14 protein-coding genes and 1 pseudogene are annotated in these 12819 nt (G+C 68.0%); 4 read left to right on the forward strand and 11 right to left on the reverse strand.

Annotation, left to right across the window (positions count from 1 at the left end; translation table 11 throughout):
• Positions 1 to 25: 25 nt before the first annotated feature.
• From flgC to AX730_RS05445, 3 genes are all read right to left on the reverse strand, one after another.
• Positions 26 to 433: a flagellar basal body rod protein FlgC gene (gene flgC, locus AX730_RS05435; RefSeq protein WP_062353129.1), complete on the reverse strand. Its 408-nt coding sequence runs from the start codon at positions 431 to 433 to the stop codon at positions 26 to 28.
• Positions 434 to 444: 11 nt separating this feature from the next.
• The gene (gene flgB / locus AX730_RS05440) at positions 445 to 831 is read right to left on the reverse strand and encodes a flagellar basal body rod protein FlgB (protein ID WP_062353133.1); all 387 of its coding nucleotides are present in this window, start codon (positions 829 to 831) and stop codon (positions 445 to 447) included.
• A gap of 116 nt (positions 832 to 947) precedes the next feature.
• A complete protein-coding gene (locus AX730_RS05445) occupies positions 948 to 1901 on the reverse strand; it encodes a chemotaxis protein (protein WP_062353171.1) in 954 nt (317 codons plus the stop codon).
• Between the two features lie 774 nt (positions 1902 to 2675).
• On the opposite strand from AX730_RS05445, the gene flgA reads away from it, so the two are divergent.
• The 4 genes from flgA (at position 2676) to AX730_RS05465 (ending at position 5490) form a co-directional block, all read left to right on the forward strand.
• The gene (gene flgA, locus AX730_RS05450; protein WP_062353174.1) at positions 2676 to 3323 is read left to right on the forward strand and encodes a flagellar basal body P-ring formation chaperone FlgA; all 648 of its coding nucleotides are present in this window, start codon (positions 2676 to 2678) and stop codon (positions 3321 to 3323) included.
• A 168-nt stretch (positions 3324 to 3491) separates the two neighbouring features.
• On the forward strand, positions 3492 to 3800 hold the full coding sequence (gene flgM, locus AX730_RS05455; RefSeq protein ID WP_062353137.1) for a flagellar biosynthesis anti-sigma factor FlgM: 309 nt from the start codon (positions 3492 to 3494) through the stop codon (positions 3798 to 3800).
• 5 nt (positions 3801 to 3805) lie between these two features.
• A complete protein-coding gene (locus tag AX730_RS05460; RefSeq protein ID WP_062353140.1) occupies positions 3806 to 4150 on the forward strand; it encodes a flagella protein in 345 nt (114 codons plus the stop codon).
• Positions 4151 to 4338: 188 nt separating this feature from the next.
• Complete coding sequence (locus AX730_RS05465) at positions 4339 to 5490, forward strand: ATP-binding protein (protein ID WP_083537742.1); 1152 nt, start codon at positions 4339 to 4341, stop codon at positions 5488 to 5490.
• A gap of 131 nt (positions 5491 to 5621) precedes the next feature.
• On the opposite strand, the gene AX730_RS05470 is transcribed toward AX730_RS05465, so the two are convergent.
• The 8 genes and pseudogenes from AX730_RS05470 to AX730_RS05505 all read right to left on the reverse strand — a co-directional run.
• Positions 5622 to 5909: a GIY-YIG nuclease family protein gene (locus AX730_RS05470; protein ID WP_062353144.1), complete on the reverse strand. Its 288-nt coding sequence runs from the start codon at positions 5907 to 5909 to the stop codon at positions 5622 to 5624.
• Positions 5902 to 7617 carry an EAL domain-containing protein gene (locus tag AX730_RS05475; RefSeq protein ID WP_062353146.1) on the reverse strand — a complete coding sequence of 572 codons (1716 nt, stop codon included), beginning with the start codon at positions 7615 to 7617 and terminating at the stop codon, positions 5902 to 5904. The genes AX730_RS05470 and AX730_RS05475 overlap by 8 nt, the downstream gene beginning before the upstream one ends.
• Complete coding sequence (locus AX730_RS05480) at positions 7614 to 8252, reverse strand: histidine kinase (protein WP_198147037.1); 639 nt, start codon at positions 8250 to 8252, stop codon at positions 7614 to 7616. Before AX730_RS05480 ends, AX730_RS05475 begins: the two co-directional genes overlap by 4 nt.
• A 114-nt stretch (positions 8253 to 8366) precedes the next feature.
• The gene (locus AX730_RS05485) at positions 8367 to 9557 is read right to left on the reverse strand and encodes a methyl-accepting chemotaxis protein (protein ID WP_062353151.1); all 1191 of its coding nucleotides are present in this window, start codon (positions 9555 to 9557) and stop codon (positions 8367 to 8369) included.
• Between the two features lie 292 nt (positions 9558 to 9849).
• Positions 9850 to 10917 (reverse strand): protein-glutamate methylesterase/protein-glutamine glutaminase, encoded by a 1068-nt coding sequence (locus AX730_RS05490; protein ID WP_062353153.1) that lies wholly within the window; start codon positions 10915 to 10917, stop codon positions 9850 to 9852.
• Entirely contained in the window at positions 10917 to 11519 is a 603-nt protein-coding gene (gene cheD, locus AX730_RS05495) for a chemoreceptor glutamine deamidase CheD (RefSeq protein WP_062353156.1), read from the reverse strand. Before cheD ends, AX730_RS05490 begins: the two co-directional genes overlap by 1 nt.
• Positions 11516 to 12424, reverse strand: coding sequence for a CheR family methyltransferase (locus tag AX730_RS05500; RefSeq protein WP_083537739.1), 909 nt, complete (start codon positions 12422 to 12424; stop codon positions 11516 to 11518). The genes cheD and AX730_RS05500 overlap by 4 nt, the downstream gene beginning before the upstream one ends.
• Before the next feature lie 98 nt (positions 12425 to 12522).
• Positions 12523 to 12819 (reverse strand): annotated as a pseudogene (locus AX730_RS05505) (methyl-accepting chemotaxis protein); the annotation flags it as partial.

Raw genomic sequence — 12819 nt, forward strand, 5'->3', positions numbered from 1 at the left:
TGCGTGCTCGGTCAGGGGGGGCGGGTCAGCGGCCCATCGTCAGGGTGGCCAGGGCGAGTTCCTTGGCGGTGTTCAACATTTCCACGCCAGCCTGGTAGCCGCGCGAGGCGGAGATCAGGTTGACCATTTCCGCAACCGGATCGACATCCGGTGCGTAGACATAGCCATCGCCATCGGCCATCGGGTGGCCGGGTTCGTAGCGCTTGATCGGCGGCGCGTCGCCCTGGGTGATCTCCTTCACCTGCACCGAGGTCAGCGAACCGTCGGCGTTGAGCTTGCGCGCCTGGAAGATCGGCTCGATCGGTTTGTAGACCGTGTCCGGCGAGGAGGCGATGGAGTCGGCGTTGGAGAGGTTGCTGGCGATCGTGTTCAGGCGCACGGACTGGGCCTGCAGCGCGGAACCGGCGACGTCGAAGATCGGGAGGTTGCTCATGGCGTTGCCTCTTACTGGCCGGTGATCGCGGTGAGCATGGTGCGCACCTTGGATTCGATGAAGCTGAGCGAGGCGCGGTACTCCAGCGCCGCGCGGCCGTAGGCGGCGCGCTCGGTGTCGGCATCGACGGTGTTGCCGTCCAGACTGGGCTGCATGCCGGCGCGTTCGAAGAGGCGCGGCGAGGCATTCAGCAGGGTGAGGTGCTGCTCGTTCGTGCCCTGCAGTGGCGCGGCCTTGGCGGCGGCCTGCTCCAGTGCGGCCTGGAAGTCCAGGTCCTTGGCCTTGAAGTTGGGCGTGTCCGCGTTGGCCAGGTTGCTGGCGATCAGCTGCATCCGCTGTTCACGCAACGGCAGGGCCGCGGCATGGACACCGAGATAGTTGGAGATGGGATTGGACATGGCACCGCTCCGGCAGACCGTTGCCGGGGCAGCTGCAAGGCGTGTGCCAGAACCGGGATCTTCCTTCTCCCTGCGGCGCGGGGAGACGGTGCCCGAAGGGTGGATGAGGGGCGCTTTTACGCCGCCATGCGCGCCGAAACCACCTGGTTCAACCGGAACAGCACGTGTTCCGCCAGCTCGTGCGGGCTGTACTTGGCCACGAAGGCATTGGCACCCACGCGTTCGACCATGGCGTTGTTGAACACGCCCGACAGGGACGTGTGCAGCAGGACGTACAGGCCGGCCAGGCCCGGGTGGCGCCGGATTTCCGTCGTCAGGGTGTAGCCGTCCATGGCCGGCATCTCGATGTCGGAGATGACCATGGCGTAGCGCTCGGCCGGGTTCTCGCCGGCGGCGTGGACCTGCAAGAGATGGTCCAGTGCCTGGCGGCCATCGGAGAGCAGGGTGGCGGTGACACCGAGTTGCTCCAGCACACTGCGGATCTGCGAGCGGGCGACACGGGAGTCGTCGACCACCAGCACCTGCATCGGCGGGGCATCGGCGGGCAGGGCCATCTCGGGGGCGAGGGTGGCATCCATGCGCGACTGGCAGATGTCGGCCAATACGCTTTCCACGTCGATCACCTGGATCAGTTCGCCCTGGAACCGCGTGACCGCGGTCAGATAGCTGTTTTCCGCGCCCAGTTCCGGCGGGGGATGGATGTCTTCCACCGCGATGTTGACGATGCGCTCCACGCCACTGACGAGGAAACCCTGCACCGAGCGGTTGAACTCGGTGACGACCAGGTAATTGGGGGCGTTCTCGGGATTCGGGTCGCGCTCGGGGTGGCGGATGCTCAGGCCCAGGTCGAGCACGGGCACGGACCGCCCGCGCACGTCCGCGACACCGACGAATTCGCTGGGCAGGCCGGGCAGCTGGAACAGGTCCGGCCGGCGCAGCACTTCCTGCACCTTGAAGACGTTGACGCCAAAAAGCTGACGCCCGCCCAGGCGGAACAGCAGCAGGGCGAGGCGGTTGTGACCGGCCAGGCGGGTGCGCTGGTCGATGCGGTTGAGCAGGTCCTGGGTCATGTCCAGCATATCGGCCATAGGACAGGGGTCTTGAGCGGGAGGCACCAGCTCAAAGCCCTCTCCCCGCGTCCGAGCCCCTCTCCCACCGGGAGAGGGGTTGGGGTGAGGGGCAACGGAGTTCCTGTCTTCAGGCCTCCCAGTGTGGGGACCACGTCCGCGATGGCCTCTGGTTCGATGGCCTTGCGGGCGGATCTTCTTTTGCTCAGGCATGGCGCCGCTCGCCGCGGGGGCCTTCTTTCTTTGCTTGTGCAAAGAAAGAATCAAAGAAACACACCCCAGGCGGCACGCCCTGCGCTGCGCTCCGGGTCCGCGAGCGGGCCGGGAATTTCCGTAAGGCACATCCGTGTGCCATACGGAAACGCCGTCATCCATGACGGCGCCCTTCGGGTTTTACCCGACCCACTCGCCGTGCCTCATGGGGACCCGGAAAGCGTGAGCAACAGCGGAATCAGCTCTTCGGCCCCTGAGGTCCGGCAGTCCCGGCGGGAAAAACCCGCAGGGCGGCGCACAAGGATGTGCGCCGTTTTCGGCCAGGGCAGGATGCCCTGTCCGAAAATTCCTGCCGGGACTGCGAACCCGCCGCGCAGCGGCGGGCGGACCGCCGGGGTGTGCTTTCTTTGCCTACTTTCTTTGCACAAGCAAAGAAAGTAGGGCCTCCGCGGCGAGCGGCACCATGCTGGCATGCCAGAAAACACATCGCCGCAGGCCCCACGTTCTGGCACACCGCTTGCACCTCTTCCGCCGATGAACCGACGGAGCCCGCCCATGTTGCTGCTGCGCCTGACCACCGCCCTGATCGGCGGACTGACCGCGTGCGCCGTGCTGGCTGCGGACTTCCAGCCGGTCGACAGCATCAAGGATGCCGCCATCGGCGCCCTGCCTGCCGGCAGCGACGCCGACGCCACGCTCGATCCGGCCCTGCGCCTGCCGCGCTGCGGCGCCGCGCTGGTCGCGCGCGTGCAGGGCAGCAACAGCGTGGAGGTCAGTTGCCCGCAGGACGCCGGCTGGCGCCTGTTCGTGCCGGTGCGTGTGCGCCGCAGCCAGACCGTGCTGGTGCTGGCGCGTGGCATCGCACCGGGCGAAACGATCACCGCCGATGCCTTCGTCGAAGAGCGCCGTGACGCCTCGCGCATCGTCGGTGCCGCCGTCGCCGATCCGTCGCAGGCCGTGGGCCGCGTCGCGCGGCGCATGCTGTCGGCCGGTGCGGTCCTTGCCTCGACCGATCTGGTCGCACAGCGCCTGGTGCGTCGTGGCGACAACGTGGCGCTGGTCTCCCGTCGTGGCGGGGTGGAAGTCCGCGTGGCGGGCAAGGCGCTCGCCGATGCCGGGGAGAACGAGCGGGTGACCGTCGAGAACCTGTCCTCGCGCCGGGTGGTGCAGGGCATCGTGGGTGCGGGCGGTGACGTCTGGGTGAGTCGATGAAAAAAATTCCACATTCGCCCTCAAGATGTCCTGGAGGGGGCCGATACCGACGCTGGGTGGAAGGACATCGGGCGGAATCCGATGCCCCCTCGGAATTGTGCGATCCGTCACTAAAGTCCACCGGGTGCCGGCCGATAACTCCCATGAACCCTGTTACAGGCGACTGACATGAACCAGAAAATCGAAGGCACTCCCCCTGCCGCCATCCGCACCACGGGCCCCGTGAGTGGCCGTGTGGCGTCCGCCGGCGCCGATCGTTCCAGCCCCGTGGAAGCCAGTGCGGCAGGCGACAGCCTGCGTCTGACCGGTGAGGCCACTAGCCTGCAGGCGATGCAGCGCGAACTGACCACGGCACCGGCGATCAACGAAGCCCGCGTGGCGGCCGTGCGCGAAGCGCTGCAGTCCGGCACGTACAAGATCAACGCCGAGGCGATCGCCGACGGCATGCTTGGCCTGGAAGACCAGCTGGGCGGCTGAGCGCGATGAACCACGCGTCCCTCCAGCGACTGTCCACCGCCCTGGAAGAGGAGCGCCGCGCCATCGTCGAGCACGACGTGGAGGCCCTCGTGCGCTGCACGCAGGACAAGCTGGACGCGCTGCGCGCGCTGGAAACCGCCGCCGCCGGCTTCGGCTTCCCCGACGACCTGCGCGAAAGCCTGGCCGAGCTGGCCGAAAAGAACCATGCGAACGGCATCCTGCTGGCACGTCGTCGCCGCGAAGTGAACTGGGCATTGCGCCACCTGGGTCGCACCGAAAGCCACGGCGCCTATGACGCGCAGGGCCAGACCTCCACCGCCAGCGCGCCGCGTCCGCTCGCCGTCGCCTGAGCCCGGTGCCGGATCCGCAAACTGCGACCCCGCACCTTGCCGCTCCCGCGGCCGCGCCCGATACTGGCGCCCCTTCGACGCCACCCGATGCACCCGTGGCCACAGTCCCCCCCGTGAACCCTTCGTCCAGCGCCTGTGCCGTGGACGATATCCCGAGCTTCGCCGATCTCAAGGCGCTGGCCGAACTGATGGACGATGGCTATCTGCTGTGCCGTGGCGATGGGCGTCCGTTGCACGCCAACGCGGCGGCCCGCGCCCTGGTCAACGATGACGGTGACGCCCTGGCTGCGCTGGCCCGTCTGCTGCCGCCGGATGCGATCCGCACGGCGCGCGACACCGGACGCTGGAACGCCGACCTGACGCTGGCCGATGGTCTGGTGTTGCAGGTGCGCGCCTACTTCCACGGCAATCCCGGCAGCGGGCATTGCATGGTGGTCTTCCATGACGTCAGCGAGGCGCATGCGCGCCAGCAGGAACTGCAGCGCCGCCACGCGCAGCTGCGCCAGACGCTGGTGCGCCTGGCCGGTGCGCAGGAACAGCTGGTGCAATCGGAGAAGATGGCGTCGATCGGCCAACTGGCCGCCGGCGTCGCGCACGAGATCAACAATCCCATCGGCTACGTGCATTCCAACCTCGGCTCGTTGCAGGAGTATCTTCACAGCCTGTTCTCGCTGATCGAACTCTACGAGCGCGCGCTGCGCCTGCCGGACCCGAAGGCGATGCTGTCCGAGATCGAGGACCTGCGTGCACGCGCCGACATCGACTTCATCACCGGCGACCTGCCGCAGCTGATGTCCGAATCGCGCGAAGGCATCGAGCGCGTCACCGCGATCGTGCGCAACCTGAAGGATTTCTCGTACTCCGGCCGCGACGACAGCTGGAAGTCCGCCGACCTGCACGCCGGCCTGGATTCCACCATCAACATCATCTGGAACGAGCTGAAGTACAAGGTCACGCTCGAAAAGCATTACGGCAAGCTGCCGCTGGTGCAGTGCCGGCCGTCCGAGTTGAACCAGGTGTTCATGAACATCCTGCTCAACGCCAGCCATGCCATCGACGAGCGCGGGACGATCAGCGTGAGCACCGGCGTGGAAGGCAACGAGGTGTGGATCGATGTCCAGGACAGCGGCCACGGCATTCCCGACGAGATCCTGCAGCGCATCTTCGATCCGTTCTTCACCACCAAGCCGGTCGGCAGCGGCACCGGCCTGGGCCTGTCGATCTCCTACGGCATCGTGAAGAAGCACAACGGCCGCATCGAGGCGCGCAATGTGCCGGATGCCGGTGCCTGCTTCCGCATCACCCTGCCGATCCGCCAGCCAGCCGCCGACGCGGCGTGAGCAGCGAACGCGCGCTCCTGTAGGAGCGACGTAAGTCGCGACCGGGAGAGTGCCGTTGTCCTGGGGCCATGGACGTGCGAACCCGGTTGGATCCGGTCGCACGCTGCTTGTTCGTTTTCCGCGGTCGCGACTTACGTCGCTCCTACAGGGGGCGACTCGAAGAACGCCAGCTTCTTCGCCCTGGGCAACCGCTTCAGCTGCGCTTCCGCGCGCGACGCCGCACTGCGGTCCGGATAGGCGCGGCTCGCCAGCAAACGTACCGGCGGATTCGCGCGCGTGTACTTCGCGCCGGTACCGGCGACATGCGCGGCGTAGCGCGCGTCCAGGCGATTGGTGATGCCGGCATAGAAGGCGCCGTTGCGGCATTCCAGCAGGTACAGGCACCAGCCGTCCGGCGTCGCCGTGCCGGTGTCAGGCATGCGCGCGATGGTGCGGCTGGTTCTCGTAGGTGGCGAAGGCCTGGCGGATGTGCTCGCGCAGGTCGTCGTCGTTCCACGGCTTGGTCAGGAAGCGGTAGATCTCGCCGCGGTTGATCGCCTCGGTCACGGTCGCCAGGTCGGTGTAGCCCGACAGCACCAGCCGCACGGTATCCGGATACAGCAGGCGCACGCGGCCGAGGAATTCGGTGCCGCTCATGTCCGACATGCGCTGGTCGGACAGGATGACCTGCACGTCGTTGGTCGCCAGCAACTCGAAGGCATCGGTGACGTTGCTGGCGGCGAGGATGCGGTAACCGTCGCGACGGAACAGGCGCACCAGCGAGCGCAGGATGTTTTCTTCGTCATCGAGCAACAGCAGCGTGCGGTCGGGCTTGGTGGCGGCGAACGCGTCGGCGCGCAGGTAGCGGCGACGCAGCACGGCACCGGCATCCTCGGCCGACATCGGTTCGCCGAACAGGTGGCCCTGGAACATGTCGCACTGGTTGCGGCGCAGGAAGCCGAGCTGCGTGTCGGTCTCCACGCCATGCGCGATGACCTTCATGCCCAGCTGGTGACCCATCGCGATGATGGCGCAGGTGATCGCCACTTCGCGGTTGCCGGACGGCACGCCCTTCACGAAGTTGCGGTCGATCTTGATCTTGTCCACAGAGAAGCGGACCAGCGAATCCAGGTTGGAATCGCCCATGCCGAAATCATCCAGCGTCAGCCGCACGCCTTCGCGATGCAGTTGCGCCAGCGTGCGGTGGACCAGGTTCATGTCCTTGGCCAGCGCGTTCTGGCGGACCTCCAGCACCACCATCTGCGGCGGGATGCCGGCCTCCTGCATGGCTTCCAGCACCTCGGACACGAAGCTGGGACGCAGCAACTGCAGCGTGGAGACGTTGACCGCGATCTCGAAGTCGTCGAAGCCCCAGTCGCGCCAGACGCGCGCCTGCTTGAACGCATTGCGCAGCACCCAGTCGCCGATCTGCACGATCACGCCGAGCTTCTCGGCCACGTGCATGAAGCGTTCCGGCACCAGCAGGCCGAGCGCGGGCGAATACCAGCGCAACAGGGTTTCCATGCCCACCACACGCCCATCGTGCGCGTTGATCTGCGGCTGGTAGAACAGGCGCAGCTCGTTGTGGTGGATCGCATTGACGATCTGCCGCGCGATGATGCTGTCGCTGCGCGCGGTGATCGCCGCGCCGCGCCGGTACAGGCGCACCAGGTTCATGCCTTCGTGCTTGGCCTGTTCCATCGCGCTTTCCGCGCACTGCAGCAGGCCCGACGCGGTATCCGCATGTTCCGGGCACAGCGCGATGCCGAGCGTGCCGGTCAGGAACAGCGTGTACGGCAGCACCGTCATCGGCAGTTCGATCTGCTCGCGCAGCAGGTCGCCGAAGCGCTCCGGCGGCAGCGTGCCGGGCAGGCGCGGTACCGCCACGATGAATTCGTCGCTGCCGTGGCGCCAGGCGCGCGCGTCGGCGCCCAGCGCCTGCTGCAGGCGATCGCTGAGGATGGCCAGCGCTTCGTCGCCGACTTCCACGCCCATGTTCTCGTTGATCGAGCGGAAGTGGTCGATGTCGAGGTACAGCAGCATCAACGGCGTGCCATCCGCACCGGCGGCGTCGATCATCCGTTGCAGGTCGGGTTCGCCGGCGCCAAGGCGCGGCAGGCGGGGCAGGTGGGCGTGCTCGGTGTTCACGCGGGATCGGCAGAGGTCGCGGACGTGGCCGCATAGGGTAGGCGAAGTCGCCAGTGCGTGCCGTCGGCACCGTCCAGCCCGCCGTCGACGGCGATGGCCAGTGCCTGCAGCAGCGGCAGCTCGACGACATCCGCATCGACATCGGCGTCCACGTCCAGCGTGAAGCCGCCGGCCGCACCGGTATCGCCAGCAAGGGCCAGCGACAGCTCGCCGCGGGCCTGCGCGATGGCCCGCATCAGCACTTGCGCGATGCGGAATGCGACCAGCGCGACGTCGGGCGATGGTGCATGCGGCAGCGGCGCCAGCGCCACGGCGGCACCCGGAAAGAGCCGTTCGCTCTCAGCACGCAGCGCCGCATCCAGCCCGATCGACTCCAGTTGCGGCGGATGCAGGGTGGCGTGCAGGTCACGCGTGAGGGCGACGGCCTCCTCGCTGGCGCGGATGATCTCCTGCAGGTCTTCCCGACGAGCGTCGGCATCGTCCTCGGACTGCACCAGGTGCGCGCCCATCTTGATCGCCGAGAGCGCCTGTCCGATCTGGTTGTGCAGGGCGCGGCCGACGTGCCGACGCTCCGCCTCCTGCAGGCGGAACAGTTGCAGCAACACGGCGGGCGTGATCGGTGGTGGCGCGGGCATGCCGGCAGTATGCCAGCGGCGTAAGGGTGCAGGGCAGCCGCGTGCGGCAAACGAAACGGGGCGGCCCGTCATGGCCGCCCCGTGGGATCGCGCGTTATGTGGCGGTGCTGCCGGTCAGAACAGCTCGACCGTGCCCGCGCCCATGTTCTGCTGTGCGACCGGCTTGTGCGGCGGCCGTTCCCACTCGGTGCGCTGGTCGCGCAGGCGGTTGCCGATCAGGCGCAGCGCGCTGAGCAGTTCGTTGTCGGTGGCGCCGCCCGCGCGGTGCAGCAGTTCCTGCAGGGCGAGCGCTTCCTTGTTGATCGCGGTCAGGCGATCCAGGTGCGTGTTCGCGCTGCCCAGCGATTGCGTGGCGATGTCTTCGAACTGCAGCGAGCGCACGGCGTCGGCGACACTGGCGTCGATGGCGTGGCCGCACATCGAGACCTCGCGCATGCCGTCGCCCAGCGAAGCGTTGATCGCGGCCACCTGGTTCAGCATGCCGGCCGCTTCCGAGCGCGCTTCACGCGAGCGGTCCAGGTCGCGCGAGGCCATGTTCGACACGGTGTCGCGTACCTTGGCGATGGATTCCTTCGAGCTGTGGGCCAGCTTGCGGATCTGTTCGTTGAAGGCGGTGGAGCGCTCGGACAGGTTGCGCACTTCGTCGGCGACCACCGCGAAACCGCGACCGGCCTCGCCGGCGCGCGCCGCTTCGATGGCGGCGTTCAGCGCCAGCAGGTTGGTCTGGTCGGCGATCGACTTGACGTCTTCCAGCAGCGAGAAGATGCCGTCCAGGTGCTGCGCCATGTCGTCGATGTGGTGCACGGTGGTGCCGCTCTGGCCTGCGACCTGTTCCAGTGCTTCCACCAGTTGTTCCATGCGCTGGCTGGCGTTCTGGGCGAAGCGCGCGACGTCCACGCCGGCCCGGTCGCCTTCGCCGTTGCGGTCGATGATGCGGGAGATGGCGGCGCTCTGTTCGCGCGACTTGCGGTTCATCGCATCGAAGCTGCCGCCCAGGTTGTTGACGGCATCGCGGATCAGTTCACGGGCGCGCTCGATCTCGCTGCGCGAGCCTTCGATCTCGTTGTTGACGAAGCGGCGCAGCTCGGTCAGCAGCGCATCCTGTTCACGCACGACGCTGGCGTGCTCGGGCGATGTCTGGTGCGCGGTGACGGCCGTCAGCCAGGCGAAGATCAGCCAGGCCAGGGTCAGTGATGTCAGCAGGGCCCATTGCAGGGCGTTCGGCCACTCGAAACCGACCGACAGGGGGAACAGCAGGGTGAGGATGAGGGGTGCCGCCAAACGAACCAGGATGCGCGAATACATGGGTGCTCTCTGCTGAAGCTCACTGATGAGTATCGGCCGTGCGGATCGGCTCTTTAGGCTGGAAATCCGGCGGTTTCGGGGTTGCGGGCGATCTGTGACGGAAGTTGCCGCTCCCCGGCCACGCTGTTGCGGGAGCGACGCAAGTCGCGACCGCGCCAAGGAGAGGTCATGGCCCTGTAGGGAGTGACATCGCTGCCCGTCACCGCTTCTTCTCTGCGCTGAACATCGGTGAGCCGGTGTGGCCGTGCGGTCGCGACTTGCGTCACCCCTGCAGTCGCCCCTGTGAAGATCCTCAGGCGATTGCCGCCGCCAGGTCCAGCAGGCGCTGGGCAACGCGCTCCAGCGGCACGGCTTCCTTGGCCGCACCCAGGCGCATCGCGGCGCCGGGCATGCCCCAGACGACGCTGGTCGCTTCGTCCTGTACCAGCGTGGGAGCGCCGGCCTGGCTCATTTCGAGCAGGCCGCGTGCGCCGTCGTCGCCCATGCCGGTGAGGATGGCGCCGACCGCATTGCCGCCCGCGCTCTGGGCGACGGAACGGAACAGCACGTCGACCGCCGGCTTGTGGCGGTTCACCGCCGGGCCGTCGTCGATGCGGCAGCGCCAGCGGGCACCGTCGCGGATCACGCGCATGTGCTGGCCGCCGGGCGGCAGGTAGGCATGGCCGGGCAGGATGGCTTCGCCATCGCTGGCTTCGCGCACCGCCATGGCCGAATGACGGTCCAGCCGTTCGGCGAACGCGCGGCTGAAGCCGGCGGGGATGTGCTGCGTCAACACGATGGCGGGCGCGTCGGCCGGCATCTGCTCCAGCACCACGCGCAGCGCCTCCGTGCCGCCCGCCGATGCGCCGATGGCGATCAGGCGGTCGGTGGTGCGGAAGCGCAGTGCCGGCGGGGCCGGCAACGTGGCTTCCAGGTTCACGCGTGGCGCGCCGGTGCGGGCCAGTGGGCGCACCCGCGCCTTGGCCGCCGCCTTGACCTTGGCGATGATCTCGTCGGAATACGCCTGCAGGCCGCTGGCGACATCGAGCTTGGGCTTGGAGACGAAATCCACGGCACCCAGCGCCAGCGCCTGCAGCGTGGTGTCGGCACCACGCTCGGTCAGCGAGGAGATCATCACCACCGGCATCGGCCGCAGGCGCATGACGTTCTCGAGGAACGCGAGGCCGTCCATGCGTGGCATCTCGACGTCCAGCGTCATGACGTCGGGGTTGAGGCGTTTGATCTTCTCGCGCGCGAGCAGCGGGTCGGCGGCGGAACCGACGACGTCGATGCCGGGTTCGCGCGAGAGGATTTCGGTCAGGATCTGGCGCACGACCGCCGAGTCATCGACGATCAGCACGCGGCAGGGAGTCGTACTCATCAGAACAGCTCCACGCCCCCGGTGATGGGGGCCTTGGACAGGCGGGCCCGTGCCGCCGACTCGGCGGCCAGCACTTCGGCGTCGTGTGCATGCGGCAACCGCTGCACGACGGCGCGCCCGGTGTGCGGGAAATACCAGACCTTGCGCGGATGGATGCCGCGCAGGTCCTCGGCGATCACCGGGATGCGCTCGGCTTCCAGGTAGCGGCGGACGAATTCGGCGTTGCGCGTGCCGACCGGATTGCTGGTGAAGCCCTTCAGTACGTTGGCGCCGCCGAACACCTTGGCTTCCAGCCGGCTGCGGGAGGCGCCGCGCTTGAGCAGGTCGTTGATCAGCAGTTCCATCGCATAGCTGCCGTATCGCGCCGGCGCGCCGTCGCCGACATTGCCTTCGGGCAGCAGGAAGTGGTTCATGCCGCCGAGCTTCAGCAGCGGATCGCGGATGCACGCCGCCACGCACGAGCCCAGCAGCGTCACCAGCGCGGTGTCGTCGTCGATCACCAGGTACTGCGTGGGCAGCAGCTTGGCGGCTTCGGTCTTGAAACGGGCATCGTGGTACCGCATCACGCGGCCATCGGCGAAGGCGGCGGCCGCGGCGCTCATGCCGGTGTTCCGGCGCGCCGGTACAGCGTGCGACCGCAGGGCTGGATGATGTCCGCCGCGTGCAGGTAGTTTTCCGAATGTCCGGTGTAGAGCATGCCGTCGTCGGCCAGGTGCGGCACCAGGCGCGCGAGGATGCCGCGCTGCGTCGGCTTGTCGAAGTAGATCATCACGTTGCGGCAGAACATCGCCACGAACGGGCCGCTCACGTCGTAGCGCGGCGCCAGCAGGTTGAGCGGACGGAACTCGATCATCTGGCGCAGCGCCGGATGCACACGGCATTTGCCCTCGTTGGGGCCGCTGCCGCGCTGGAAGTAGCGCCGCTTCAGCGCGTCATCGAGGCCGGCGATGCGTTCGATGGGATAGACGCCACGTTCGCCGGTGGCCAGCACCTGCGTGTCGACGTCGGTGGCCAGAATGCGCACCGGTGGCGTCAGCGTGCGGTAGGCCTCGCAGGCCGAGATGGCGATCGAATACGGCTCTTCGCCGGTGGAGGCGGCGCAGGACCAGATCTTCAGCGGGCCGTCGTGGACGCGCTTGGCCAGTTCTTCCTGCAGGCGCTCGAAGTGATGCGGTTCGCGGAAGAACGACGTGAGGTTGGTGGTCAGCGCATTGGTGAACGCCTGCCACTCGTCGCCGCCATCGCGTTCCAGCTGGTCCAGGTAATCCTTGAAGCTGCGCAGGCCGAGGGCCCGCAGCCGGCGCGACAGGCGTCCGTAGACCATGTCGCGCTTGCCGTCCGCCAGCGCGATGCCGGCGCGTTGCCGGATCAGCTCGACGACGCGGCGGAAGTCGCGGTCGTCGAACTCGAAATCGCGCGTGCCGCTGGCGGGCGCATCGTCGGCGGGAGGCGGGGAAGTCCGTCGGGTCGAGGTCACCGGAGCGATGGAGCGGGTACTGACGGACATGGGCGTCTCGAAAGAGCGGGTGCTGATGGAGTGCTGGACCGATGCGCCGCCACGGGGGGCGCATCGATCATCGGCCGGACTGATGCAAACCGCGTGCCTCAGAACTCCTGCCAGTCGTCGCCGTCGGCGAGCGCCGGCTCCAGCATCGCCGGCGTGGCGGCGCGGGCGACCGGCTTGGCCGGGGCGGCAGCGGGAGCCGCCTTGGCTGCTGGCCTGGCGGCCAGTGCCGGCGCCGCGTGGGCATGCAGCTTGAACACCGCGACGGATTCGCTGAGCGCTTGCGCCTGTTCTTCCATCGAGCGCGCGGCCGCGGAGGCTTCTTCCACCAGCGCCGCGTTCTGCTGCGTGGTCTCGTCCATCTGGGTGATGGTCTGGTTGACCTGCTCGATGCCGGC

The sequence above is a fragment of the Pseudoxanthomonas mexicana genome (assembly GCF_001556105.1).
Taxonomy (GTDB): Bacteria; Pseudomonadota; Gammaproteobacteria; order Xanthomonadales; family Xanthomonadaceae; genus Pseudoxanthomonas_A; species Pseudoxanthomonas_A mexicana_A.

What these genes read in the sequence shown, in the direction of transcription:
- AX730_RS05465 (WP_083537742.1), top strand. Translation starts at nt 4,339, where the DNA reads ATGGACGATGGCTATCTGCTGTGCCGTGGCGATGGGCGTCCGTTGCAC.
- flgC (WP_062353129.1), bottom strand. Translation starts at nt 433, where the DNA reads ATGAGCAACCTCCCGATCTTCGACGTCGCCGGTTCCGCGCTGCAGGCC.
- AX730_RS05470 (WP_062353144.1), bottom strand. Translation starts at nt 5,909, where the DNA reads ATGCCTGACACCGGCACGGCGACGCCGGACGGCTGGTGCCTGTACCTG.
- cheD (WP_062353156.1), bottom strand. Translation starts at nt 11,519, where the DNA reads ATGAGCGCCGCGGCCGCCGCCTTCGCCGATGGCCGCGTGATGCGGTAC.
- AX730_RS05460 (WP_062353140.1), top strand. Translation starts at nt 3,806, where the DNA reads ATGAACCACGCGTCCCTCCAGCGACTGTCCACCGCCCTGGAAGAGGAG.
- AX730_RS05485 (WP_062353151.1), bottom strand. Translation starts at nt 9,557, where the DNA reads ATGTATTCGCGCATCCTGGTTCGTTTGGCGGCACCCCTCATCCTCACC.
- AX730_RS05480 (WP_198147037.1), bottom strand. Translation starts at nt 8,252, where the DNA reads ATGCCCGCGCCACCACCGATCACGCCCGCCGTGTTGCTGCAACTGTTC.
- flgM (WP_062353137.1), top strand. Translation starts at nt 3,492, where the DNA reads ATGAACCAGAAAATCGAAGGCACTCCCCCTGCCGCCATCCGCACCACG.
- AX730_RS05490 (WP_062353153.1), bottom strand. Translation starts at nt 10,917, where the DNA reads ATGAGTACGACTCCCTGCCGCGTGCTGATCGTCGATGACTCGGCGGTC.
- flgB (WP_062353133.1), bottom strand. Translation starts at nt 831, where the DNA reads ATGTCCAATCCCATCTCCAACTATCTCGGTGTCCATGCCGCGGCCCTG.
- AX730_RS05500 (WP_083537739.1), bottom strand. Translation starts at nt 12,424, where the DNA reads ATGTCCGTCAGTACCCGCTCCATCGCTCCGGTGACCTCGACCCGACGG.
- AX730_RS05445 (WP_062353171.1), bottom strand. Translation starts at nt 1,901, where the DNA reads ATGACCCAGGACCTGCTCAACCGCATCGACCAGCGCACCCGCCTGGCC.